A 25,029-nucleotide genomic window follows, 5' to 3' on the forward strand; every position below is an offset into this window, starting at 1 on the left:
TTTACAACCACTTTTTTACCTCGTTAATAACGATTTGCATTCTATTGGGTAGGGCTTGCTGGCGCCGTACGGCGAGATATAGTGTTTCACTCACTGGTATTGGCAAGCGATGACTGTTAATAAGCTCAGGGTTTGCGTACGCTGCAACCGCGTGTGCTGGTAATACGGTAAAGCCAAGCCCCCTACTGACAGGCTCCAAAATCAAGCCAATTTGATTAGAAAATCCTTTTTTCTTAAAGTCATTAATATGCTGGAACTCGCTATAATTGGCGCTCAGCAGCATACTGGCATGATGGGCACCATCAGGGTGATCGACAAACCCAAGCGCTATGAGTTTCTCCCAGCTTGGCTCATCAGTCATCGCAGGCGTTACCAGTATCAGCGCTTCTTGAGCTATTGACTGGCAACTTATCCCCTCGTCATCTGAGATATCCGTCATAAATCCAATATCAATGTCGTGTTTCGTAAGCGCTCGCTCTATATCGCTATTTGGCGCAAAGCGATAATCAATCACCAACTGTGGATACTGTTGTTGTAAGGTCAAAAGCTGCGGATATAACTTTAAGCCCACGCTACCAGGGGACATCAGTCGCACTAACCCTGCAAAGGCAGGGTCATCACCGATACGCTGTTCTAGATTTGCTAGACGCTGCAAGATATCATCCGCTTCCCTGTATAGCTCTTCGCCGGCATCCGTTAATGAAAACTGCTTCCCTTGGCGAATGAGCAAGTCGACATCTAACTGACTTTCAAGCTTACGTATGTGCTGACTCACGCCTGACTGGGTCATATGTAGGCGCTCGGCAGTGCGGGTAAAATGCCCCACTTCAACAAGGGTACAGAACGTACGTAGCCACGTGATATTCATCATTACGATACATACTTATCTTTATAATAAATGATAATTTTACGTAATGGATATAGCTTTGTAAACTACTCCCATATCAAAACAGGAGTATGAATGATGAATAACGTTTATCCGAGAAGCTTTTCGCACATTGGTCTTTCCGTCCCTGACCTAGAAGCAGCGGTAAAATTCTATACTGAAGTGATGGGTTGGTACACCATCATGGAGCCGACCGAAATTGTTGAAGATGACAGCCCGATTGGTGAGATGTGTACGGAAGTCTTTGGCTCAGGTTGGAGCAGTTTCCGTATCGCTCATCTCTCAACTGGTGACCGTATCGGCGTTGAAATCTTTCAATTCAAAAATCAAGAAAACCCTGAAAACAACTTTGAATACTGGAAAACAGGTATTTTTCACTTCTGTGTTCAAGATCCAAACGTGGAAGAGCTTGCTGAGCGCATTGTCGCAGCAGGCGGCAAAAAGCGTATGGAAAAACCGCGTTATTACTACCCCGGCGAAAAACCTTACCGTATGATTTATATGGAAGACCCGTTTGGCAATATCGTTGAAATATACAGCCACAGCTATGAGCTTATTTATAGCGAAGGCGCGTATTAGATATAGCGCTTAAGAGTAAAGTAACGGTTTATGTTAAAAGTTAAAAAAAATCGGACTTATCTCTACATGTCGATTTATTCTTAATAAAGATACCAATAGCGCACTCATAATATGAGTGCGCTATTTTTATATGGGCAATTTCAATATCAGCAACCTATTGTATAACTTGCACGCCATGCTATCATTTAAGTGAATGAACAGAACACCAACTATAGTCAATACTAAATAAAATCGATACATTATTAATAGTCACGTGCTACTGGTATAAATTTTACTTGCTTACTGTGCCTACGCCGACAGAGGCTGCACAAAACTTACCCCAGTAGCACTGTATCGTTTCTAGAGTAAATCAACTATATCAAGGATGATAAATGAATACTACAAACACAGACGCCCCTACTACTGATACCAACGAACCGTTAGTTATCAGAGAAGACAGTAAAGATTCAAGCGGCGTCGTCACCCTCACTTTAAATCGCCCTAAACAATTCAACGCGCTATCGGTCGATATGTTATCCGCTATGCAGGAAGAGCTGGACAGCATCGCCCAAGATAGTAGTATACGTGTGGTCGTCATTGCCGCGAATGGCAAGGCGTTTTGTGCAGGTCATAACTTGAAAGAGATGCGTGCAAACTCGGACGAGGCATTCCACAGCGCATTATTCAAGCAGTGTAGTCAGATGATGCTGACCATCAATCAGATGCCGCAAGTAGTGATTGCCAAAGTACAGGGCATCGCTACCGCCGCAGGCTGTCAGCTGGTCGCGGCCTGCGACTTGGCAGTGGCCTCTGATGACTCTAAGTTTGCGACTTCTGGAATAAATGTCGGACTGTTTTGTTCAACCCCTGCCGTTGCCGTCAGCCGCAACTTATCTCGCAAGCAAGCCTTTGAGATGCTTATTACAGGCGAATTTATCGATGCAAATATGGCCTTGCAGCAAGGACTGATTAATCGTGTCGCGCCAGCGGATCAGTTAGATGCAACGCTGCAATCTTTAATCAATGCCATTACCGCTAAATCCTCTGTCGCCGTCAAAACGGGCAAGAATATGTTCTACAAACAATTGGACATGGGTTTAGCCGATGCTTATGAATATGCTGGGAAGGTAATGACTTGCAATATGATGGCAGACGATGTCAGCGAAGGCATTGACGCCTTTATCGAAAAGCGCCATGCGGTATGGACGGGGCGTTAATCGCTTCATTATTTAGAAGAACGCTACTTAAAAACAATACTATTAATTAAATTAAAAAACTACATACCTTCAGGCAAGCTTTTTACCGCAAGGCTTGCCGCTTCAATAGCACCAGCAATATAACCAGAAAACTGTGGCGACCATTCACTGCCTATCCCCGTTAGGCAATCACTCCAGACACCTGATGTTGCCTTAGAAACAGGTGCCACTGCATGCTGACCATCACTACTTGCGTCGGCAGTCGTTGCGGTGAATTTATCTTGTGACCAGTCTTTCAGGTACTCAGCTTTGGGCGTGTCTGCCTGCTCGCCAAATAGACGTACCAATTGCGCACGGCAATGTGCTTTTAACACCTCTTCAGAGACGCTTTGGCGTACGGAGGCAGGTACTCCTATAAAGCCAAACAACGCACCCCTGCCACCCATGCTAGAGGCATCATGAATCTCAACCATTGGCCCTTGCGAGCTACGCGCGGCTCCTGAGAGACCTAGCTCGCGCCAAAAAGCCGTATCGTAAACGGCAAAATACTTGGCATGGGGCGCCATCCAAGTCGCTGTGTTGCGCCATTGGGTTATCATATCGGATGGTAAAGACGGCTCAAACGTTATACTGTCTTCCACCAACCGTGGTGGTAGCGCCAGTAATACATGCTGCGCTCGCCAAGTCGTGAATTGCCCAGACGTGTCTTCGCTGGTTATCTCTATGTGCTCACCTGTTCTATGCAACCGACGTCCAATTTGACCTGTAACAATTTTTGGAACATCAAGACGACGATATAAAGCATTAATCAATGCGGCCATACCACCGACTAGACGCATCGAAAGTGGCGAGCTTTTATAGCCTTGCATACGCACAGCAGGCTCGTTAGGAGCGCGCTCAACCATCATATCGCCCTCTTCAAACTGTGCAAAAGTCTCTAGCTGCAATTCATTGACTAGATCGCCCAACTGCGGCTGATAATCAGGCCAAAACCAAGAAGGTCCTAAATCAAAGCTATCTACCTCTTGTGCATTCTCAGATCCAGAATGTTGTGAAATCGGTTGCTCTAAGGCTGAATTTTTTAAAAGCTTACTAGCGAGAATGCGACCACCCAAAGTATCACGCGCTTCTAGCAATATATAATCAATGCCTTTTTGCTCTAATAAATAAGCCGCATACAGACCGCTTAAACCACCACCGATAATTGCTACAGGTACACTTATCATATCTACTTTTTGCATAGGATTTTTCTTTTTATTATTTATTGAAAGCGCTTAACATCTTAAATTATGGATAACATTCTTTAGCTTATTAAACGTCTAAACCTTCAACATCTGCGCCAATGACGTGCGCAAGATGTCCGGTCTTCAGGTAGACGGTAGCGCCTTCCTCGCCTGCTTTTATTTGTGGCTGCGCACCTACGGGCCAGCGTAGCCAGCTACCTTGTTTATAGGTTTGATCGCCTTCTATCAAAGTGCCTTCTACTACTAACAGCTCTGCACCGCCTGCAATCGCTTGAGTCATAAGATCTTCTGTGAACAACGTGTCACTTGCATTTAGACGCTGTAAACTCGCTTGTTCGCTATCATCCGAGAATAAAGCACAAACCTCACGTTTGCCAACTCGTTGCCAGTTGGCGCTATCGTGCGTATCGATAGCGACATGACGCTCTTCAGATGGTGACATCTGTCGCAGTTTAACAAAGATAACCGCACCTTCATCGCTATAAGGCGTATGGCCTGATGCTGGCGGATTACGTAGATACCAGCCAGCTAGATAATGCTTATCATCAGCAGAAAAAATACCCGACAATACCAAAATCTCCTCGCCACCCGGATGCTGATGATGCGGAAAATGCGAGTTAGGCGCATAGCGCACAAGGCTAGTCGCCCGCGCCTTCTCTGCGCCCACGCGATCAATCATGACGCGCTCGACACCATTCTGCGGTGATTTAATCCATTGATGTTGCTCAGCCGTTAGCTCAGCACGACGTGAAAAATCTGCATTAATTAGCATGGGATATTGTCCAAATTCGGTTTGATATAGCCAGCTTAAAAGTCCACCTTACCGCGTAAGGCTTTGGTTTTGCCGCGCTGCGTCTTTTGATCGACACGTTTGCGCATAGCATTTCTGCTAGGCTTAGTGGGTCTCCGAGCTTTGGCGACTTGGGTTGATTGTAAGATAAAGGCTTTAAGACGTTCAAATGCATCAATCTTGTTGCGCTCTTGGGTACGGTATTGCTGAGCTTTTAGCACAAAGATGCCGTCTTTGGTGATACGGCTGTCTTTGCTGTCTAATAAACGCTGTTTTTGCACATCACTCAGACTTGAGGCGTTGATATCAAAGCGCAGATGGATAGCAGAGGAGACTTTATTGACGTTTTGTCCGCCTGCCCCTTGAGCGCGGATGGCGCTAATCTCGACCTCACTCTCGCTTAGGCTAATATTATTACTTATAAAAATCATAGTTGTCTTTTATTTCTTTTAAATAATGGTTTTTAAATGGTTCTCTTCTATATGGGGCGTGGTTAAGCATTTATAAATGGGTATAAACACTAAAAAGCCCCTTATCTCATCAAGATAAGGGGCTTTAATTTACATCAATATTTGACTATCAGTCATAGATAAGCGCTTACTTAATACGCATATCACCCGTCTCGACAAAACGCTGATGCCATGACAGCGCTTCATTCAAAATATGCGGCGTTTGTAGGCCACCTACTTTAGCAGCACGGTCATAGTAGTCTTGCAGCATTGGGCGATAATCTGGATGTGAGCAGTTATCGATGATAGCCTTCGCACGTTGACGCGGCGACTTACCACGTAGATCAGCAAAGCCTTGCTCAGTGACGACAAACATCACATCATGCTCAGTGTGGTCGTGGTGCGATACCATAGGTACGATGGCTGAGATAGCGCCATCTTTGGCCGTTGATGGACTCACGAAGAACGAGAAATGCGAGTTACGAGTGAAGTCACCTGAACCACCGATACCGTTCATCATCTTGGTACCCATGATATGGGTTGAGTTGACGTTGCCGTAGATATCCGCTTCGATCATCGCATTCATCGCGATAATACCAAGACGACGGATCACCTCTGGATGGTTGGTGAACTCTTGCGGACGCAAGATAAGCTTATCACTCAAAAACTCGATGTTGTCATTGAAGCGCTGTAGCGCATCTGGGCTAAACGACAGTGCCGTGGCCGAAGCTGATTTCATCTTGCCGCTCAGTACAAGATCAAGCATACCGTCTTGCAGTACTTCTGTGTAACCCATCAAGTCGTCAAACGGGCTATCTTGTAGACCCATCAGCACCGCGTTTGCTACGTTACCCACACCAGATTGTAATGGCAATAGGTTTTTTGGTAGGCGGCCTTGTTTTACTTCATGATCTAAAAATTCAATGATTTGCGAAGCGATGGTCTTTGATTTCTCGTCTGGATCTGCAAATTTACTATTGCGATCTGGCGCATCGGTCATGACGATACCGATGATCTTATCAAGGTCACACTCTAGGTACGGCGTACCAATACGGTCATCTGGTTTGACAATAGGAATCGGCTGACGATGCGGTGGCTCACCGAGGTCTGCAGGGATGTCATGCATGCCTTCTAACAACATGCTTTGACGCGCGTTGACTTCGATGATGACTTTTTTAGCTGTTTTCAGCCATTGGTTATTGGTACCAATACCCATTGAAGGAATGATCTTACCGTCTGAGGTAATGCCTGTCGCTTCAATCAAGGCGATGTCCATATCACCATAAAAGCCAAAGCGAACTTGCTGCTCAAAGTGTGATAAATGCATATCTACGTAGTGAGTGTTACCTGCGTTGATGTGGTTACGCATGGCAGGATCGGACTGGAAAGGCGCACGGAAATTCACACAGTTGGCTTCTGCTAGTACACCATCACAATCATGAGCAGTTGACGCCCCTGTTAGCATACCGATGCCAAACTCTTCGCCATTCGCATGAGCTTCTTTAGCACGGTTAGCAATAGCGGTAGGTACAAACTTTGGATAACCTGCGCCTGTGAACCCTGCGATACCAAGCGTCATTCCATTTTTTACAAATGAAGCGGCCTCTTCAGCCGACATGATCTTTGCACGCAAACCTTCGTGTTGAACACGCGCTTCATGGTTAGTTGTATTCATACTGTTTTCCTAGTAACTTCCCTATTAAAATTAGCTCTCAATACATTACATTATAATGAATATGGTATTGAGGAAAATTTGAAACGAACCCGTTAACACGATTTCGTAGCAACATTTTGGACAATTTCAGCACAAAATACAAGTAGATTGGCTAAAGTATGGTCGATTTAATTCAATTCTTTCGTCTTATGCTCAGTTAATAGCATTTAAGTTTCATTGGCGAGCCATTGAGCAAGCAGCTGATCTATCTCAACTTTGAACTCTCTGTCTTCAATTTTATTGGCGCTTATTTTGGCATTTTGCAGGCTCTTGATAGCAGCGTCCTTTTGACCCAATTCATATTGCAACTCAGCCATAGAAAAAGCAATCGATGCCATGTGATCTTTAGAGTTAATCGCAGTCGCTTTGCCGAGCGCTTTTTCATAAATCACCAGCGCTGCATCCAAATCCTCAGTGAAATCAGCGAGCGTTTCCCACTGCTCAGGATGATCTTTATCGCTCTTTTCGTTCTCAATACACAGATCTTTTAGCTGTGCATACAGCGCATCAAACGCCTGTTGGTCATTTTTGCTGTCAGCTTCTAATAGCTGCTCCGCTAACACATAAATGGATTTATATATTTTGGTATTAATCATGACTCGTGCCCTGTTATCAAAGGTATCATTTATGATGGCGTGTTTCGTTTAGGGTGATTATAGCCCAGATTGGAGAGTTAGGGCTGAGACTTTCACTCAGTCTATGCAATCATTGGAGTCTAAGGCAGTTTTATACCAAACCCAAAAAGTGCGATTAACTTTGTCAAACTTGCTAAGCCTACTAGGTGTAGTGCTTGCGCAGGTTTTCCGCGTTACTCTAATTTTTGGAAATGGTATTAGTACAAAATTGAGTATAAAAAAAGAACACGATATCAATATCGTGTTCTTTTTTATTAGCAGTACCCAGTTGTGGGTGATCAACACGCCCTAAGGCTTTGTCAAAACACCAAACACTTTTTTATGTTCTGTATTAAAAGCTTACGACTTGGGTCTTGCCATCGACCATCAGCGCACCAATCTCAGCGGGATCAGCGGCAGTCACACCATCGATCAATATTGACTGATCTGCACCTTTGCTAGGCAAGTAGATAGCACAGACTTCGACTTTGGTCTTGGTGTTTTTCATGATCGTTTGCATGAGGCCTTGTGGGCTCATATTTTTGGGTGGCTGCCCTGTCGTGGCACTGGCAGGGGCATCACGTAACGCCATATCACCTGCTGGACCACACAATAATACGCGAGTATCAGCGCCTTGTTGGGCTGATTGCATGGTCAGTACCATCGACATTAGCTGTACTTGGGCGTCGTCTGAGGTGACGTTAATCAATACCGATGGCGTCGGCGTTTTGACTTCAGGGGTGGCCTGAGCTTTTTGAGACATCGCATTGGTCGCGGTGCAGCCAACCATCAGTGAGGTCGCACCGATGGCTAGTACAGTGGCAAGGATTTTTTTCATCATTCTCTCCAATTATCATCCATTATTAAAAAACTATCCGTTATTAAAAGGTATCAGCTAAAAAGTTATTGGCTTATTTGCAGTCTATCTTTTGATTACTCTTAAATATACATTATATTTAAGAGTATAACGTAAATTGGAGTAATACGCGAATTATACTGTCCAGTAAAAATCATTGATATTATGAGTTTCTGCTAGCTATCTTCTGCTATCAATCCCGATAAAAATGCCTGCAAGTTGTCATTGAGCTTTTGGATGTAATAGCCACCTTCAACCAGCACAATTAAAGGCTTGTTCAATTCTTTCATCTTTTGCGCTAAGATTTTGAAGCCTTCTGTACTGACTTTACATCTTGCTTCTGGGTCATCCTTGTAAACGTCAAACCCTAAAACATGAACGATGACATCGGGGTCAAAGGTCTTTATGCTCTCGATGGATTTATCGACATAAGCAAAGAATCCTTTCTCATCAGTGCCATGCGGCATCGGGAAGTTGATGTTATAGCCATAACCTGCGCCCTCGCCTTTCTCAAACTCATGACCAGTGACAGCAGGATAAAAGTTAACGGGGTCGCCGTGGACGGAGGTATAAAGGACGTCTTTGCGGTCATAGAATATCTCTTGAATGCCTTGACCATGATGCATATCGGTATCAATGATGGCTATTTTGGCGTATTTTTGCCGTAAGTGCTCTGCGATGATGGCAGCATTGTTTAGATAACAGAACCCGCCTGCCGCGTTCTTACGCGCATGATGACCAGGAGGCCGTGAAAAGCAGAGCTGTATATCGCTATTGCCGCTGTCATCGTTGAGCAAGGCTTCAGCAGCGTTGAGCGCTGTCTGCGCTGACCAGTAGATGGACGTCCATGAATGCTCGCTGATAGGCGCGCTATCATCAGCTTGATATTTAGCTGCCTTTGCCATGATACCCAGTCCAGGATTATCATAAGGCACAAAAATCCCTGTCTGCACTTGCTCCCCTAGGTCCTCATCAACTGCCATCCATTCATCATAGCCGTGCTTTAAAAACTCAACATAGCCAAAGTCATGTACCGCTAAGATGGGCCCGATTCCTATCTCTTTGGCAGTCGTCACCTCAAGCCCTAACGCTGCGGGTGCTTTTAACATCTCCACCATACGTTCTGGTATCTCTAGCGGCTCATGCATCTTTCCGTATGAAAAGTAAGGCAAGGGTCTATGCAAACTTAGATTTTCATGACTATATATCTTCACTCTATACACTCCGTTGTTTGGGGTAAATTCCATTTATTATGTAGCAACCATTGAATATATGTCAGTGCCTAGATAGTGTCAAATGATATAAAACAAGCATTAAAGGCACGTTGTTTGTTCGATAGCATCTACTGATAGCGTCTCCTTATGAAAACTTGGATTTTAGGTATTTTTATGGTAAAAAAAACCGCATGATATCAGCATCATACGGTTTCTCTACTTTAAGCGCTGTCTCTATTATTTTAAACAACTCATTTATCACCAAGCTAGGTTTTTTGTGACTAGGCCAGCATACCACCATCGACAACGACTGTTGCACCTGTGGTATAGCTTGACGCGTCAGACACTAGATATAACACTGTGCCAGCCATTTCATCAGGATGAGCAACGCGCCCTAACGGTATCGCATGCAGCGCAATCTTTAGGACTTTGTCATTGGTGGTCAAGGCGGAGGCGAACTTAGTATCGGTGAGACCCGGCAATAAAGCATTGACACGAATATTTAATGGGCCACATTCTTTGGCAAAGGCTTTAGTCATACTGATAACCGCTGCTTTGGTAATTGAATAGATACCTTGCTTGTCACCTGCAACCAAGCCATTTACCGAAGCGGTATTTAATATCACCCCGCCGCCCTGCTCGCGCATCATTTTTCCCGCCGCCGTCGACATAAAGAAATAACCGCGGATGTTGACCTCTACCGTCTTATCAAAAGCTGCTAAGTCCGTATCTAAAATATGCCCATAATACGGGTTTGCTGCGGCGTTATTCACTAAGATATCAATCTGACCGAACTCACTTTTGATATAATCAAAAATCGCCTCAATCTGATCCATCTCTCCCACATGACAAGCAAAGGCACTGGCCTTACCGCCATCAGCATTGATGCTATCAGCGACTGCTTGGCACGCGTCGATTTTACGGCTAGAGACAATCACATGTGCGCCTCTTGATGCCAGTAGACGCGCGATAGACTCGCCAATGCCGCGGCTGGCGCCAGTAACCAAAGCAATCTTGCCTGTTAGATCAAATAAGTCCTTCATCGTATTTCCTTATATTTTTAAAAGTAAGTGTGGGTTTAAAGATAAGCTGTTTAGATGTGTTAAACCGTCAAACTAAAACCAATCGGCTTGCATGTCTGTGCAAACAGCATTGTCATTATTTAGCAGTGCAATATCGCGTTTGATTAAGGGCAATTCCCAATCGATAAAGTATTTTGCTGCTTGTATTTTTCCATGATAGAAGTTTTGTTTTTCAGTATCTTGTGTGGCGCTGTCGTTAATTTCGCTTAGCAATTGCTCAGCTTTACTTGCTTGGCGAATCCAAATCCAGCTGACCACGATAGTAGCAAAGATATTCATCAATGCTTGCGCATTACCAGTCAGTGTGATGGCTTTTTCGGTTTGCAGGATTTTGCTTAAATGCAGCAACACTTCATGCAGATGACCCATATAAGACGTCAATTTACCTGCAAGTTTGGCGGCTTCTGGTGTGGTTTTTAGAGTACTGGCAGTCTCTAAATCTTGCGTGATTTCACGTTTTAAGATTTGAATGCCAAGTCCGCCTTTTTGCCACAGCTTACGAAATGACAAGTCTAACGCTTGAATACCATTTGTGCCTTCATGAATGGGATTGAGACGGTTGTCGCGCCAAAACTGCTCGGCTTGATATTCACGCGTGTAGCCTGCACCGCCCAACACTTGGATACCCAAGTCATTGGCTTTTGGCCCATATTCAGAAGGCCATGCTTTTAATACTGGCGTGAGCAAGTCTAACAATTCTGACAGCTCGTTTTTGAGTGTTGCATCTTCACAAGTATTGATACGATCAATAAGGTTTGAGCCGTATAAACACAGTGAAATACCGCCCTCGCTATAAGCTTTTTGCGCCAGGAGCATGCGCTTGACGTCACCATGATTGATAATCGCCGTTGCTGCATCTTCAGGTTTGTTGTTTGGGGCGATTCTGCCCTGCGTTCTGTCTTTAGCATAATCGAGCGAATACTGATAACCACGATAGCCAATCATCGCCGCGCCAAAGCCAACCGCGATACGCGCTTCGTTCATCATTTTGAACATATAACGCAGACCAAAATGCTCTTCGCCGATAAGGTAACCCCGACACTCGCCTGTATCGCCAAAACTTAATGCCGTAGAAGTCGCCCCTCGGTAACCGAGCTTATGAATCAGCCCAGTTAAATGTACATCATTGCGCTCGCCGACCGATAAGTCATCATTCAAGCGATATTTTGGCACAGCAAATAAAGAAATACCTTTAACGCCACCCGGACCGCCTGGAACTTTGGCCAATACCAAATGTACGATATTGTCAGACAACTCATGATCGCCCGCTGAGATATAAATCTTGCTGCCTTTAATGCGGTAGCTGCCATCTTCTTGTTTCATTGCCGTGGTTTTGATATCGGCAAGCGATGAGCCAGCATGCGGCTCAGTTAGTGCCATCGTTCCTGTGAACTCACCGGTTAGCATGCGCGGCATAAAGGCATCTTTAATCTCATCACTGGCGAAATGTGAAATGACATTAATCGCCGCCGTCGTCAAAAACGGATAAGCGGTGGTTGAGGGATTGGCGGCCATAAAGTAGCCTGCCACAGCGGTCATGACGGTTTCAGGTAACTGCATGCCACCATCGTCAAAGCTATAACGACCGGCGATAAACCCTGACTCACGAAAGGTATCAAAGGCGACTTTTACATCACTTATCATGCTGACTTTTTTGCCGTCAAACTGTGGCTCGTTTTTATCTGCCACATGGTTGTGTGGCAAAAATAGCTCGGTCGCGATTTTATTGGCAGTATCGAGTACCGCGTCGAACGTTTCGCGGCTGTGTTCTGCAAATTTCGGATGCTTGGTTAAATTTTCAGTACCTAAGACATCATACAGTTGGAACGGTAATTCAAAGTCATTGATAAGCGTATCTGCTGCCATAATATTCTCGTTAACAAATTAAAATCAGTTATCAATCAATATTAGTATAATTTACCCGCTTACCGTATTGTCATTTATGACATAATTATGGTCAAATAAGACATACGTAACATACATTGTGAGATGTATCAGTCAAAAGACGCCATTTCGGACAAGTGTAAAAAAGGGAAAGCAGACGCTCATGCCTTATTTCAAACCTTTTACAGTCATCATTGTTGGTTTTGACGGGGTGCTCGGTAGCGCATTAACAGGTGCGCTGGATCTATTTTCGTTTACTGGTGTCAGTTGGCAACGATTTTTGGGAGAGAGCGTCGAGCCTAGATTTAACGTGCAGATTGCCAGCCTTAGGGCCGGCGATATCAAATGCAGCAACCGCTTAATCATGCAAGCGCATTGCGATATTCAGGAAGTGACTGAATGCGACCTATTGTTGATTCCAACGATTGGCGATTCAATAGATAAAGTATTAAGCCAAAATAACGATTTAATTTTACATATAAAGCGGCTGGCAAACACCAAAGCAGATATTGCTAGTAACTGTAGCGGTGCATTCTTGCTCGCAGCCGCTGGCCTGCTAGATGGCAAACCTGCCACCACGCACTGGGGCTATGCTAGTAAATTTAAGGCAAACTATCCACTGGTTGATTTGCAGGAAAATCAGTTTGTTACTCATTCTAAAAGCCTGTCAAATAACCAGTTAGGTAATATATTTTGTGCAGCAGGGGGCAGTGCTTTTTATGACTTAGCATTATTATTGATAGAACGCTATTGTGGGCGCGAAATCTCTACCCAAGTGGCAAAAACCCAAATTATCGACAGCAAACGCGGCAATCAAAACAGCTATACCAATGTGACTTTGCACAAGCCACATGCAAATCCACTGGTCAAGCAGGTACAAGAGTTTATCGAACAAAACTTCACTCAGCCTATGCAGGTCAGCCATTTGGCTGCCATGGTCAATATCACCGCGCGCACCTTAAACAGACGCTTTCAAGCCTGCACAGCCATGCGCCCGATTGAGTATATTCAAGCAGTACGAATTGAGCAGGCCAAACGCTTATTAGAATCAGGTGAGGTAACGATAAAGTCGCTGGCAAGCCAAGTCGGTTATGAGGATAGCTCTTCGTTTACCCGTTTGTTCAAACGTGCCACCGAGCTGACACCCAAAGAATATCAAGATAAGTTTTCACGACTGGCGATTTAATAGCGCTTGTTAAGAAGCGCTTCAAACAGATAAAAAGCAAAAAATCGGTCTGATATTCAATCAAACCGATTTTATTAATGTCATTATACAAACACTGTAGCGACGTTATCTTGGCAAATTACTAATACAATAGGTGTGCCACTGACGTAATCACCACTAAGCTGATGAGTGTACGGAAAATGAAAATCATAAACAGCTCTAAGACATTAAGCTTAATATTTGACTTCAAAATCAGCGCACCAACCTCAGACATATAAATAATCTGGGTAATAGAGGCGGCACCAACGATAAATCGTGTCATCTCACTCTCAATACTCTTACCGACCAAGGCTGGCAAGTACATATCAGCAAAGCCCATAATCATTGCTGGTGCCGCTTCTGCTGCCTCTGGAATCTGCAACAATTCAAGCAGCGGTACCAGCGGTGCAGACAGCCAATTAAACACCGGGGTATATTCTGCAAGTCCCAGACCAATCGTGCCAATTGCAAAAATAACGGGAATTAAACCAAAGTAGATATCAAACAAGTTTTTGATACTGTTTTTAAACACACTACCTAGAGGTGGCATCGAATGCGCGCGAGTCACAGCGCGATTAACCGCCCATTGATAGGCAGTGTACTGAGCAGGAATATCTTCATCCAACATACATTTACCAGAGTGGTAAGTATCTGGCTTTAATGATAGCGGCGGTATACGCGGCATAATAATAGCTGCGATGAAGCCAGTTAGAGCAATCGTAAGATAAAAGAAAACAAAATTATTATCTACCCCAATGGTTTTGGCAACGACATAAGTAAAAGCGATTGAAGTGACCGAAAAGGTCGTGGCAATAATCGCCGCTTCGCGCTGACTATAGTAGCTTTTATCATACTCTTGCATCGTCACTAGCAGACCGATAGAAGCCGCACCAAACCAAGAAGACATGGCATCGACAGCAGAACGGCCTGGCAGTTTGAATAACTTGATAAATATCTTACTGGCCAGCGTTCCCAAAAACTCCATCAAGCCAAAATCCGTCAAAAACGGTAACGATAATATGGCAAAAAAGAACAACGGAATCAAAATTGGAATCAAATCTTCAAAGATGACACCGCCGGTATTATGATTGATAATAAACTCAGGGCCGACTTGTAAATAAATCATCCACGCAAACAGCACGCCCAAAAAGCGGGCAGCAAACCAAAACCAATCGACATCAAAAAGCTTTGTCCACATGGAGCCTGCGGGCAGATTGGGTCTTAAAACCTTAACGGTCAGCGCCCCGATAAAGGAGGTCGTCACAATTGCCAATACCGCGTAAACCACATAACTGCCCAGCACTGCTTGCAAGGTATCGCTTAATACGCCCAATAAAATGGTGACTTTGCCATCCCACTGAAAGGGAATAATAAACAGCGCAATACCCAGTGCTGAAAATAGCAAAAACTTCCACATGGAGGCGCGCCAATGTAGTCCTTCTGGCGTGCCTGAAACGATGGTATTGTTACCTAAGATTGGCTGCTGGGATTTATCTATATAGTTCGTCATTCAATCCTCCTTGATAGGTGACGAGCGTCAATTTTTTCTTTGGCGGCCCAATCTATCCATAGACTGAGCGCATTGCGCAAATAGTTAGATAACGTTTTATAAGTTATTTTTAGTAGCAATTATGCTTTAGCTAAAGCAGGTAAAACCTTTACCCATTTCAAGAAGAAATGCATCGGCTTCATCGACTTCATAAATAATTGGTTGTTTGCCTTTAATATCCTCTTGCAAGGCATCTAATAGCTGCTGCTTATCTGTGATTCGACGATAACCGGCGCTAAATCCTGCGGCTAACCGCTCAAAGTTCGGGGTTTTTATATTAACTCCAATCAAAGGCAAGCCACCCTCTTGCATATAGCGGCGAATCTCACCATGACCTTGGTTGTTCCATAACAGCACAATTAATGGTAGCTCAAGCTCAGCGGCACAGATTAATTCGGCAATGGTAAATTGAATACCGCCATCACCAATCAGGCTGATAACGGGCGCTTTTGAGCCAATCATGGCACCAATCGCAGCGGGCAAACCATAACCTAAGGTGCCAAAGCCCGTCGATGAGTTAAACCATCGACGCGTAGTTAACGCTTCAAAGCCAAGATTGCCGCTATAAACAGGCTGGGTTGAATCGCCAACGAAGATAACGTCTTCCACCTCATCTCGAATCAGCTGTAGCAGCGCGTTTTGACCAGCAAAATCTGGCGTCATTTCTTCTATCAACGCTTGCTTTACCTTTGCTACTCGCGGTGCTGCTTGATGATGCAGCGGTTGATTTTCTAAGCGCGTACATAGACCACTAATAGCCATTTGCGCATCCGACAATAGCGCAATATCCGCTCTAAACGGACGCTGTAATTGCTGAGCGTCACAGTCGATACGAATCAACGTGCCATTGATTTTGAACCCACCATTAAAAAAAACATCATAATCAGTCTCACCAAGCTCCGTACCTATCGCCAATACTAAGTCGGCCTCGCTAATGACGGCGCGACCAGCGGCCAATGATTGATTGCTACCCAAACTCAGCGGATGCGCAGGCGGCAGTAAACCTTTGGCATTGATGGTCAAAAATGTCGGCGCATCGATAAGTTCTGACAGTTTTTGTGCGTCATGATTAACATCCACGCAGCCACCACCATAAAGTAAGACTGGATTTTTTGCCGTTTTTAAGGTTTCAGCAATCAAATCTAATTGTGCAGGGTGAGGAAGTGGTTTGTTTGCTTGTAGTTGTGCCAAAATATTATTAGCAGATTGGCTGTTTAGAGAAGTATCTAGCTTATTTAGTTTAGGCGGCTTGGCGACATGGCGGGCATCAGCGGTAATCACATCAATGGGCAGCTGGATATGCACCGGCCCTGGACGCGCGCCATTAAATAACGCAAAAGCTTCGGCGATGACTTTCGGTAATGACTCAGGTTGCCAAATGGTTTTACTCATAAGCGCCACTTTACTGACCATGCCTTGCTGATCGTGCAATTCATGCAAGTGCCCTTCACCGCTGCCGGTATGCTGCACTTTATTGACACTAGATATCACCAGCATTGGTATAGAATCCGCCAATGATTGCGCCATCGCCGTCATGATATTGGTCATGCCGGGACCAGTGATGATAAAACAAACCCCCACTTTGCCAGACGCGCGATAATAACCATCCGCCATAAAGCCTGCGCCTTGCTCGTGACGCGGCGTCACGTGGCGAATATTGGTATTCGGCAGGCCACGATATAGCTCGACCGTATGTACGCCCGGAATACCAAATACCGTCTTCACCCCGTAATATTCTAGCCACTGTACGAGTAGCTCACCACAAGTTAGAGATGAGGCAGTTGGCGCGGAATTTGGCAATGAAGAAGGCGTTTGTAGAGAATGCGTCATGAGTTAATCATCCTAAAAAATTTAATAGCAATTAAATAAGTCGTTCAGTAGCAAATCCAAGCTAAACCTAAACTACCCTTTAATTCCTTATAAAGGACAGTTTGGGTTTATAAATTGTGCTCAATAAATAGCTTTAACCTTATCGTCATAACGCACGCCCGGTAAAATACATAGCATCTCAAATAGCAGGTTCGCGGCCAGTACCGAAGTATTGCCAAACGGGTCATACGGCGGTGACACTTCTACTAAATCGCCACCGACCACATCAAGGCCACGCATACCGCGAATGATTTCGATACCTTGAGTGGATGTCAAGCCACCGATTTCAGCGGTTCCCGTACCCGGTGCAAACGCAGGATCAATACCATCAATATCAAAACTTAAGTATACTGGGCCAGCGCCTAATTTTTCGCGCACTTCTGCCATTAATGGTATCAGTGATTTATACCAGCACTCCTCAGCAGGCACGACGCGAAAACCCTGCTCGGTTGACCAATCAAACTCTTCGGCGCTATAACCCGTGCCACGCAGACCAATCTGAACGACGCGATTGCCATCGATGAGGTTCTCTTCGACAGCTCGGCGGAACGGCGTACCATGAGCGATTTGTTCGCCAAACATCTCATCATTGATATCGGCATGGGCATCGATATGTACCATCCCAACAGGGCCATATTTTTTGGCGAGCGCACGTAAGATAGGCAAAGCAATGGTATGGTCGCCACCCAAAGTTAACGGAATAGCGTCGTGGCTGAGGATTTTTTCTGAATAGAACTTCTCAATAATATCGACGCTTTTTAGCAGGTTAAAGGTGTTGATAGGCACGTCGCCAATGTCAGCGACTTGTAAGGACTCAAAGGGAGCGGCGCGAGTGGCGACGTTATAAGGGCGAATCATACGGGATTCATCGCGAATCTGGCGTGGTCCCAATCTAGCACCGCTACGGTTTGAGGTGCCGATATCTAAAGGCACGCCAACAAAAGCCACGTCTAGCCCCTCAGCATCCGCTTGGGTTGGCAGGCGCATCATAGAGGCGAAGCCGCCAAATCTTGGCATATCGTTGCCGCTTAATGGTTGATTGAATTTCATCACTTACATCCTTATATCGATTGGTCAAAACAGACAGTGTGTCTACATTACTTTTTATCTATATTACTTTTTGTCTATGCCGTTTTTTCTATAGCTCTGACAATACCTAAATATCAAAGGCGAGACCATGGTAAAATTTAGAAGTAAACTTCTGGTTTTTCGTAGTAACTTTGATTTATTCGTTATTTATAGAAGTTATATAAAAAATTTGGTTAAGACGGTTTAAGATAATAGATACGGGGACATGACTTTCCATGCTAGATGAATTGATAAAAATTGACATCAAGACCCTGCGCAGCTTTATGGCCATCGTGGAATGCCAAGGCGTGACCGCCGCGCAGTCACGCTTAAATGTCACGCCGTCTGTCATTAGCGGTCATTTAACCCATTTAGAAGATCGTTTGGGTATGACGCTTTGTCATCGCGGGCGCGCGGGTTTTAAGCTCACCGAAGACGGCGCAGCGGTTTATGAGGCTTGCTTAAGCTTTAATGAGGCGGTGGCCAGCTTTCAGCATCAATTGCACTATATTCGGCAACTGGATTCGGTACGCGGCGGTCATATTCGATTATGTCTTATCGATCAGATGCCAACATTTTTTTATGATGTCTTGCGTCAATGCTTGGCTGCGAGCTATCGTCAAAACCCACTGATACACTTCTCTATCGATGTGCAAAGCCCTGAGAGTATGCTTGATAAGTTACTTAGCAATGAAAGTGATATTGGCGTGGGTTATTTTAGCAGCTTCCCGCCCCTATTGACCTTTCAGCCAGCATTTATCGAAAAGCAAGTCGTCTGCTGCGGACGCGAGCATCGGCTATTTTATGAGGCAGACGGTTTAACTTTTGAGGACTTGGAACAAAATTATCCTTGGATAAAACGGGGTTATATTACTGACCTAAGTATCAACCATGTGCGTCCAAAAACGTTAAGCGCCACCACTTATCATATGGAGGCGACTGCACAGTTAATTTTGGCGGGTCATCACGTCGGCTACCTTCCCAATGATTTGGCCAAGCGTTATGAAGAGAAAGGAATGATGAAAATACTATTGTCCAATGAGGCAAGCCATGAGGTCAAACACCATTGGGCTTATCGAGAAAATCTGCATAAACAGACTGGGGCGTTTTTAGAGCAGATGACAGGACTGCTAGCCGATTGAGCCCCACTCTAACTGAACGATTGACAGTCAGTCTCAAGTATATAAATATAAAAAAAGGACACGATACAAATATCATGTCCTTTTTTATGTCACTATCGAGGTAGAGTGGCTATTCAGCAGCGATGGCTGTCATTTCAACCAACAGCTCAGGACGTGCCAATGCAGACTCGCCACAAGCACGCGCTGGTGGCTGTATGCCTTCAAACCAGCTGTCCCACACTTCATTCATTGCGGCAAAGTCTGCCATATCTTTTATCCAAACCGTCACAGAAAGTAGCTTTGATTTATCGCTGCCAACTTCTTCTAACAATATTTGTATTTTCTCTAAACAAGTCAGTGTTTGCGCTTTGATATCATCTTCCGCATTGCCCACTTGACCACATAAATAAACGGTCTGGTTATGGACGACAATTTTGCTCATGCGTTGATTGCTATGGAACTTTTTAATCATGATTTATCCTTACTTTATTCAAATTTAGGATCAAACTATTTAGAAAAACGCGTCGCATTAAACGGCTTAACATCAACCGTCAATGGCTTATCATGAATCAGCTCTTCAACGAGACGTCCAGTAATCGGACCCAAAGTAAAGCCTTGATGACTATGACCAAAAGCAAACCATAATTTATCATGTTTGTCTGCTGGACCAATAACTGGCTTCATATCTGGCATACAAGGACGTGATCCTGCCCATGCTTCGCTCTCTACCGCATCTTCTAATGGCAAGATTTTCTTAGCCAGTTTCAACACGGTTTTTAGTTGGCCAAAGTTCTTTGGTGCATTCATCGTGGTCATTTCAGCACCTGTGGTAATACGAATACCTTGCTGCATTGGCCCCATGACAAAACCTTTATCCATATCAAACATGCTGTGATGAATGGTGTTTTTTGCATGTACTTTGAAGTGCTGATGATAACCACGCATTGGAAATAATGGCAAATTATACCCTAGCGGCTGTATTAGCTCATTTGACCACGGGCCTGCTGCGATAACCAGATGATCACTATAGTAAGTATCATTATTAGTCACTACCTTCCAGCCTTCACCATCCTCACTGCTATCTGGTTGTATCTCTTGCACATTGCTTTCAACTATCGTGCCTTGCATTTCTTCAAAGCTTTTGGCATAAGCTTTTACCAGGGCACTTGGGTTTGATACTTGCCATGAGTTGAGCCAATGAATGGCACCAACGAAACCGTCGAAGTTTGCGTTAGGCTCTAAGGCTTTTAATTCCTCTAAGCTCAGTACTTTATGTTCGACGCCTTTCTCACGATCAAGAATGGCTGTATCAACTGCTTTTTTTAGCGTCTCTTCAGAGCGATGCAGTTGCAACCAACCATCGCGGGCGATCAACTCGTCAGCGTTTGATGCTTCAATCATCTTTTGATGCTCACTGGTACAATGCGCAATCAGTGTCTGCCACTCTGACTCTATTTTTTTGACTGAAGCTGGCGTAGAATACTTCCAGTATTGCAGTAGCGCTTGGTGATAACGCAGCAAGGCTGGTATACGATAGCGAATATCTGTACCCTGATTGGGCAATACTCTTACCATTTCTGTGATCTGACGCGGGAATGGGTGCGTATGAACCGCTTCACGCTGAATCAATCCAGCATTGCCATATGAGGTTTCGAGTCCTGGTAGCTTTCTGTCCAACATCAGCACTTTTGAGCCGTTGTTTTGTAGATGCCAAGCCGCTGCCGTACCGACCATACCTGCACCAATTACAATAACGTCATAACGCATAGCCTATCCTTTTCTGGTAAGAATATAAAAGATTTAGGGGCTTATGGTAACGCATTTTGATAAATATTAAACCACCATTTAAAAGAAAATTTTGTTATCCGTTACTTTTGGTTATATAGCTTTGACTAACCTTATGACCTATATAAGATTTTGCTTTTACTTGCTACACCTAACGCTAATATCTAGATAATTCGGCATGTTATCTCATCTTTATTCTACTGGCTGGATCCTTACTTTATGAATCCTATTTTTATCGGTTACGGCTACTTGTTTTTAGCCATTATCTTCGAAGTACTTGGCACGTCCTTTTTGGTCAAATCTGAGCAGTTCACGCGCTTAGTCCCTACGCTATTAACAGCCATTCTTTATGTCTGCTCGTTTTACTTTTTGACCTTAACTCTCAAAACTCTCCCCTTAGGCATCGCTTATGCGATTTGGGGCGGCGTCGGTATCGTATTGGTCGCTATTATCGGGGTAGTGCTATTTAGACAAAGTATTGATATACCAGCAATTATTGGTATCGCACTCATTATCAGCGGTGTCATCGTGATTAATGTCTTCTCAAAAACGGTGGGGCATTAGATGTGCGCCTATTTTTACCACCACACTGGATCATCACTCGCCAGCGTCTCTAACAGTTTTTTAGAGCTTTTAACCTCAACCTCATCAGCAGACAATTCTGCGATAAATCGTGATGGCTTATCAAAGTAGCCAGAATAACTGGCAAAGTAATCTGGAGCTGTCAGATACAGTCTGGTCTTGGCGCGGCTACAGGCCACATAAAACAATTTACGCTCTTCTTCTAACTCTTCAAAGTCAGCCAATGAGCGATGGTGCGGCGTAATACCATCGACCAATGAGTTGACAAAGACCACTGGCCACTCTAGTCCTTTGGCGCTATGAATGGTCGAAATCGTCACTTTATCTTTGTCATCCTCTTCTGGCTGACTGGTCGTCGCCACTGAATCATTGGGTGGATCGAGCGCCAGATTTTCTAAGAAATTATCAAGGCTGCTGTACTCTGTTGCTAAGTTTTTTAGCACCCGAAAGTCTTCATTGCGCTCACGCCAGTTTTCCTCTAGCGTTTTTAGAATAGGAACATAAAACTCTAAAACATGCTCAATAATACTCTCGACTGATTCTGCCTGACTGGCCTTTGTCAGAGTGTGATACAAAGGCTCAAGTTGCTCACTTTTTTTGGCAAACTTTGCCGTGAGTAATGGCTCAAAAGAATTATTATCGCCATTAATCGCTTGGGTTAACCGAGTCGCAGTGACTGCCCCAACTCCTCTGAACAAGGTTAGAATGCGATGCCAAGCAATCGTATCGTTTGGGTTATAAAGGATTTTAACAAAGGCCAAAACATCTTTGATGTGCCGTCTCTCAATAAACTTAATACCACCTACCACGATAAATGGAATGCCGCGCTCCATAAACTCTAGCTGTACATAGTTGGACTGAAAAGATGTGCGACACAATACTGCAAAATCAGCAAAATCGTACTCTGCTTTGTGCTCAACAATCTTATCGGCGATATATTTGGCCTCTTTGGTCTCATCACTTGCTCGGCTAAAGACTGGCTTGTCACCACTTATTGCTGCGCTCGAATACAGCTGCTTTTGGTAGCCCAAGGTAATTTGCGCGGACAAGGCATTGATATAATTTAAAACAGCAGGCGTACTGCGATAGTTTTGTTCAAGCTTAATTAAACTTGCTTCGGGATAAGTCTCACCGAACAGGAGGATATTTTCGTAGTTTGCGCCGCGAAAAGCATAAATACTTTGATTGTCATCACCGCCCACCATCAGCGATACTGACTTAGGCTCACAAATCAAATCTATCAGCTGTTTTTGCGGGATATTGGTATCTTGATATTCATCGACCATGATGTAGCGATATTGATTTTGTAGCATTTGGCGAAAGGTATCGTTGGTCTTTAAATGGCGTACTACTTGGCTGATAATATCGTCAAAATCGTAAAGATGATTGGCACGCTTATACTCATGAAAATCAATTGCCAACTGCTCGATAATGGGAATATGTACAGCGATATCAGGATAATTATTTTCGATTAAGTCGCGGATATGAATGCGTCTGTTTCTAGAAGTGGAGATGATATTTTGCAAGGTCTTTTTACGCGGAAAGGCTTGGCTTTTGGTCTGCGCAGGATACTTTTTTTCTTTATGAATTAAATCGATGGCATCCTCGCTATCGCCTGTGTCCAAGATAGTAAAGCGCGGGTTGATACCGAGCAGCCCTGAGTACTGACGCAATAGCATATTGCAGAATGAATGAAAAGTGCCACTAGTGATATCATTTAGCATCTTACTGGTCGGTAGGGTATCTTTTGCCAAGTCATCGTCTGATAACGTATCAGCCAATAAGACTTTGGCGCGACTTTTTATCTCATTCGCCGCTTTACGGGTAAAGGTCAGTAGCAAGATGCTTTTGGGCGTCACCCCATTTTCTAACAAATAGCTGGTGCGATAAGTCAAGGTCTTGGTCTTGCCAGAGCCAGCACCTGCGATGACCAGTACTTTGCCATCAACCGTTGTGGCAGCTAGCAATTGATCGGGGTTTAGCTCGCTGGCGTAGTCTACTTTTAACCCTAACTCACTATTTAACCTTTGCTTGAGCAGTTCAACATTTGCCTCATCACCAGCATCGATTAAATTAGCTTCTAGCTTTTTGATCGCCTGCTCCAGACGCGTAAGCTTGGGCTTAATCTCCATGAAGTTCTGCGGATAGTTGTAGCTTTGTGTGTCAAAGATTGTGGTCGTCATGGTAGAGATTGGCCTTTCATATAATGTACAAGCTCGTTATTTAATAAACTTGGCTTAGTGAATGAGTCGTTAATTTAAAAACGTACCTGCCTGCAACTCTAGCAGAGTAGCATCGAATTATCATGGCTATCTTTTATGTCTAGATTTTATATAGTCATAAGAGATAGTCGTCAAGATTATGGGGAGTCATCAGTACCGACCCAATCTCAAAGCGCTTTAAATAAATTATAAAAAACCTGTCACCACTCTTTATAAAGCCTTGAGCAGTATAAAGAGTGCTAACAGGTTATTGAGTGGGTTCAACTTAAGTCAGAATCTGCTGATTGATACTCTAACGCCCTAATACGGCACGCGGGTCGATAGGATTACCATTCAAGCGCACTTGGAACTCTAACGCTACTTGATTGGTTTGACCACTGCTGCCCATGTTGGCAATACGCTGACCACGCTGCACCGAATCACCCTCTTTCACCAGTAGCTGACTGTTGTGAGCATAAGCTGTGATATAGCTATCACTGTGGCGAATCATGATGAGATTGCCATATTCTGGCAGTCCATCACCCGAGTACAGCACCGTACCACTTTGACTCGCAAGGACAGGATCGCCCATCTTCCCCGCAAACCACATACCCATGTTGCCTGTCGAGGCATCAAAGTTACGAATGACTTGGTTACGGCTAGGATACTCATATCCTAGTGTAGAATTCGCCGTTACTTGATAAGCAGGCGCTGCTGGGCTTGTCGTAGGCGGCGTATACTGCGGCTGCGGAGTCGGCTGCGTGGTGCCAACATTGTAGTTATTCGTACGCGCAGGACGCGCAGGAGTACCCTGGTCGCCGTGCCAGAGCTTGAGCCACTGACCAGTATAAATCGTATATTTGCTATCAAGATTATTCAACGCACCGACTTGGCGATAGTTCAAACGGTAGCGTGAGGCGATTTGACTGACGGTATCACCGCGTCTGACGAGATGATAGTTAGGCACACCTTGGCTGTTTGTGATGATGGTAGGGCTTGATTGCGTAGGGCTTTGATAAGTCGGCTTAGTCGCACAGCCCGTCATTGCAAGCGCAATAGTACCAACCATGGCTGCTGTGGCAAGCTGAGTTTTAGAGGTAAGCTTTTTCATACAAGGTTTCCTATTCTTTATATTAGCGGCTGTTTAGAATTCATTTATAGTC

At 44.4% G+C, this 25,029-nt stretch carries 22 protein-coding genes; 5 read left to right on the forward strand and 17 right to left on the reverse strand.

The window, feature by feature from the left end; translation table 11 throughout:
- Position 1: 1 nt before the first annotated feature.
- Complete coding sequence (locus tag JMX03_RS09010) at positions 2-871, reverse strand: LysR family transcriptional regulator (protein ID WP_201596257.1); 870 nt, start codon at positions 869-871, stop codon at positions 2-4.
- Between the two features lie 90 nt (positions 872-961).
- Here JMX03_RS09010 and JMX03_RS09015 point away from each other — a divergent pair, with 90 nt between their 5' ends.
- Together JMX03_RS09015 and JMX03_RS09020 are read left to right on the forward strand one after the other, a co-directional pair.
- Positions 962-1,465 carry a lactoylglutathione lyase family protein gene (locus JMX03_RS09015; protein WP_265090470.1) on the forward strand — a complete coding sequence of 168 codons (504 nt, stop codon included), beginning with the start codon at positions 962-964 and terminating at the stop codon, positions 1,463-1,465.
- A 371-nt stretch (positions 1,466-1,836) separates the two neighbouring features.
- Positions 1,837-2,661 carry an enoyl-CoA hydratase gene (locus tag JMX03_RS09020; protein WP_201596259.1) on the forward strand — a complete coding sequence of 275 codons (825 nt, stop codon included), beginning with the start codon at positions 1,837-1,839 and terminating at the stop codon, positions 2,659-2,661.
- 59 nt (positions 2,662-2,720) lie between these two features.
- Here the strand turns inward: JMX03_RS09020 and JMX03_RS09025 are convergent, their stop codons facing one another.
- The 9 genes from JMX03_RS09025 to JMX03_RS09065 form a co-directional block, all read right to left on the reverse strand.
- A complete protein-coding gene (locus tag JMX03_RS09025) occupies positions 2,721-3,881 on the reverse strand; it encodes a flavin monoamine oxidase family protein (protein ID WP_227695564.1) in 1,161 nt (386 codons plus the stop codon).
- A gap of 70 nt (positions 3,882-3,951) precedes the next feature.
- Positions 3,952-4,656, reverse strand: a complete 705-nt coding sequence (locus tag JMX03_RS09030; protein ID WP_201596261.1) for a cupin domain-containing protein — start codon at positions 4,654-4,656, stop codon at positions 3,952-3,954.
- Between the two features lie 35 nt (positions 4,657-4,691).
- Positions 4,692-5,105, reverse strand: coding sequence for an alternative ribosome rescue aminoacyl-tRNA hydrolase ArfB (gene arfB / locus JMX03_RS09035; protein WP_201596263.1), 414 nt, complete (start codon positions 5,103-5,105; stop codon positions 4,692-4,694).
- A gap of 166 nt (positions 5,106-5,271) precedes the next feature.
- Positions 5,272-6,798: an acetyl-CoA hydrolase/transferase family protein gene (locus JMX03_RS09040; RefSeq protein WP_201596265.1), complete on the reverse strand. Its 1,527-nt coding sequence runs from the start codon at positions 6,796-6,798 to the stop codon at positions 5,272-5,274.
- A gap of 206 nt (positions 6,799-7,004) precedes the next feature.
- Complete coding sequence (locus JMX03_RS09045) at positions 7,005-7,433, reverse strand: tetratricopeptide repeat protein (protein ID WP_201596267.1); 429 nt, start codon at positions 7,431-7,433, stop codon at positions 7,005-7,007.
- A 370-nt stretch (positions 7,434-7,803) separates the two neighbouring features.
- Complete coding sequence (locus tag JMX03_RS09050; protein WP_201596269.1) at positions 7,804-8,289, reverse strand: hypothetical protein; 486 nt, start codon at positions 8,287-8,289, stop codon at positions 7,804-7,806.
- A 194-nt stretch (positions 8,290-8,483) separates the two neighbouring features.
- A complete protein-coding gene (locus JMX03_RS09055; RefSeq protein ID WP_227695566.1) occupies positions 8,484-9,521 on the reverse strand; it encodes a histone deacetylase family protein in 1,038 nt (345 codons plus the stop codon).
- Positions 9,522-9,802: 281 nt separating this feature from the next.
- Positions 9,803-10,564: an SDR family oxidoreductase gene (locus tag JMX03_RS09060; RefSeq protein ID WP_201596273.1), complete on the reverse strand. Its 762-nt coding sequence runs from the start codon at positions 10,562-10,564 to the stop codon at positions 9,803-9,805.
- A 72-nt stretch (positions 10,565-10,636) separates the two neighbouring features.
- Entirely contained in the window at positions 10,637-12,469 is a 1,833-nt protein-coding gene (locus JMX03_RS09065) for an acyl-CoA dehydrogenase (protein WP_201596275.1), read from the reverse strand.
- 181 nt (positions 12,470-12,650) lie between these two features.
- Between JMX03_RS09065 and JMX03_RS09070 the strand changes: the two genes are divergently transcribed.
- Complete coding sequence (locus tag JMX03_RS09070) at positions 12,651-13,673, forward strand: GlxA family transcriptional regulator (RefSeq protein WP_201596277.1); 1,023 nt, start codon at positions 12,651-12,653, stop codon at positions 13,671-13,673.
- A gap of 121 nt (positions 13,674-13,794) precedes the next feature.
- Here the strand turns inward: JMX03_RS09070 and JMX03_RS09075 are convergent, their stop codons facing one another.
- The 3 genes from JMX03_RS09075 to speB all read right to left on the reverse strand — a co-directional run bounded on the left by JMX03_RS09075 (position 13,795) and on the right by speB (position 18,159).
- Positions 13,795-15,201 (reverse strand): YjiH family protein, encoded by a 1,407-nt coding sequence (locus tag JMX03_RS09075; protein ID WP_201596279.1) that lies wholly within the window; start codon positions 15,199-15,201, stop codon positions 13,795-13,797.
- A gap of 126 nt (positions 15,202-15,327) precedes the next feature.
- Positions 15,328-17,070, reverse strand: coding sequence for a 5-guanidino-2-oxopentanoate decarboxylase (locus JMX03_RS09080; protein ID WP_201596281.1), 1,743 nt, complete (start codon positions 17,068-17,070; stop codon positions 15,328-15,330).
- 120 nt (positions 17,071-17,190) lie between these two features.
- On the reverse strand, positions 17,191-18,159 hold the full coding sequence (speB, locus tag JMX03_RS09085; protein ID WP_201596283.1) for an agmatinase: 969 nt from the start codon (positions 18,157-18,159) through the stop codon (positions 17,191-17,193).
- Positions 18,160-18,413: 254 nt separating this feature from the next.
- Here speB and JMX03_RS09090 point away from each other — a divergent pair, with 254 nt between their 5' ends.
- Complete coding sequence (locus JMX03_RS09090; RefSeq protein WP_201596285.1) at positions 18,414-19,319, forward strand: LysR family transcriptional regulator; 906 nt, start codon at positions 18,414-18,416, stop codon at positions 19,317-19,319.
- A 109-nt stretch (positions 19,320-19,428) separates the two neighbouring features.
- On the opposite strand, the gene JMX03_RS09095 is transcribed toward JMX03_RS09090, so the two are convergent.
- Both JMX03_RS09095 and JMX03_RS09100 read right to left on the reverse strand, forming a co-directional pair.
- Positions 19,429-19,767, reverse strand: coding sequence for a RidA family protein (locus tag JMX03_RS09095; protein ID WP_201597968.1), 339 nt, complete (start codon positions 19,765-19,767; stop codon positions 19,429-19,431).
- A 38-nt stretch (positions 19,768-19,805) separates the two neighbouring features.
- A complete protein-coding gene (locus JMX03_RS09100; protein ID WP_201596287.1) occupies positions 19,806-21,065 on the reverse strand; it encodes an NAD(P)/FAD-dependent oxidoreductase in 1,260 nt (419 codons plus the stop codon).
- Between the two features lie 237 nt (positions 21,066-21,302).
- Between JMX03_RS09100 and JMX03_RS09105 the strand changes: the two genes are divergently transcribed.
- Complete coding sequence (locus JMX03_RS09105) at positions 21,303-21,647, forward strand: DMT family transporter (RefSeq protein WP_201596289.1); 345 nt, start codon at positions 21,303-21,305, stop codon at positions 21,645-21,647.
- Between the two features lie 14 nt (positions 21,648-21,661).
- Here JMX03_RS09105 and JMX03_RS09110 read toward each other — a convergent pair whose 3' ends face one another.
- Complete coding sequence (locus tag JMX03_RS09110; RefSeq protein WP_201596291.1) at positions 21,662-23,848, reverse strand: UvrD-helicase domain-containing protein; 2,187 nt, start codon at positions 23,846-23,848, stop codon at positions 21,662-21,664.
- 331 nt (positions 23,849-24,179) lie between these two features.
- On the reverse strand, positions 24,180-24,977 hold the full coding sequence (locus tag JMX03_RS09115; protein WP_201596293.1) for a LysM peptidoglycan-binding domain-containing M23 family metallopeptidase: 798 nt from the start codon (positions 24,975-24,977) through the stop codon (positions 24,180-24,182).
- Positions 24,978-25,029: the final 52 nt, after the last annotated feature.

Source organism: Psychrobacter fulvigenes, assembly GCF_904846155.1.
GTDB lineage: Bacteria > Pseudomonadota > Gammaproteobacteria > Pseudomonadales > Moraxellaceae > Psychrobacter > Psychrobacter fulvigenes.

Coding starts and splice junctions, on each gene's coding strand:
- JMX03_RS09015 (WP_265090470.1), top strand. CDS start 962: ATGATGAATAACGTTTATCCGAGAAGCTTTTCGCACATTGGTCTTTCC.
- speB (WP_201596283.1), bottom strand. CDS start 18,159: ATGAAATTCAATCAACCATTAAGCGGCAACGATATGCCAAGATTTGGC.
- JMX03_RS09010 (WP_201596257.1), bottom strand. CDS start 871: ATGATGAATATCACGTGGCTACGTACGTTCTGTACCCTTGTTGAAGTG.
- JMX03_RS09070 (WP_201596277.1), top strand. CDS start 12,651: ATGCCTTATTTCAAACCTTTTACAGTCATCATTGTTGGTTTTGACGGG.
- JMX03_RS09100 (WP_201596287.1), bottom strand. CDS start 21,065: ATGCGTTATGACGTTATTGTAATTGGTGCAGGTATGGTCGGTACGGCA.
- JMX03_RS09065 (WP_201596275.1), bottom strand. CDS start 12,469: ATGGCAGCAGATACGCTTATCAATGACTTTGAATTACCGTTCCAACTG.
- JMX03_RS09030 (WP_201596261.1), bottom strand. CDS start 4,656: ATGCTAATTAATGCAGATTTTTCACGTCGTGCTGAGCTAACGGCTGAG.
- JMX03_RS09090 (WP_201596285.1), top strand. CDS start 18,414: ATGCTAGATGAATTGATAAAAATTGACATCAAGACCCTGCGCAGCTTT.
- JMX03_RS09105 (WP_201596289.1), top strand. CDS start 21,303: ATGAATCCTATTTTTATCGGTTACGGCTACTTGTTTTTAGCCATTATC.
- JMX03_RS09060 (WP_201596273.1), bottom strand. CDS start 10,564: ATGAAGGACTTATTTGATCTAACAGGCAAGATTGCTTTGGTTACTGGC.
- JMX03_RS09025 (WP_227695564.1), bottom strand. CDS start 3,881: ATGCAAAAAGTAGATATGATAAGTGTACCTGTAGCAATTATCGGTGGT.
- JMX03_RS09080 (WP_201596281.1), bottom strand. CDS start 17,070: ATGACGCATTCTCTACAAACGCCTTCTTCATTGCCAAATTCCGCGCCA.
- JMX03_RS09045 (WP_201596267.1), bottom strand. CDS start 7,433: ATGATTAATACCAAAATATATAAATCCATTTATGTGTTAGCGGAGCAG.
- JMX03_RS09115 (WP_201596293.1), bottom strand. CDS start 24,977: ATGAAAAAGCTTACCTCTAAAACTCAGCTTGCCACAGCAGCCATGGTT.
- JMX03_RS09110 (WP_201596291.1), bottom strand. CDS start 23,848: ATGACGACCACAATCTTTGACACACAAAGCTACAACTATCCGCAGAAC.
- JMX03_RS09020 (WP_201596259.1), top strand. CDS start 1,837: ATGAATACTACAAACACAGACGCCCCTACTACTGATACCAACGAACCG.
- JMX03_RS09050 (WP_201596269.1), bottom strand. CDS start 8,289: ATGAAAAAAATCCTTGCCACTGTACTAGCCATCGGTGCGACCTCACTG.
- JMX03_RS09075 (WP_201596279.1), bottom strand. CDS start 15,201: ATGACGAACTATATAGATAAATCCCAGCAGCCAATCTTAGGTAACAAT.
- arfB (WP_201596263.1), bottom strand. CDS start 5,105: ATGATTTTTATAAGTAATAATATTAGCCTAAGCGAGAGTGAGGTCGAG.
- JMX03_RS09040 (WP_201596265.1), bottom strand. CDS start 6,798: ATGAATACAACTAACCATGAAGCGCGTGTTCAACACGAAGGTTTGCGT.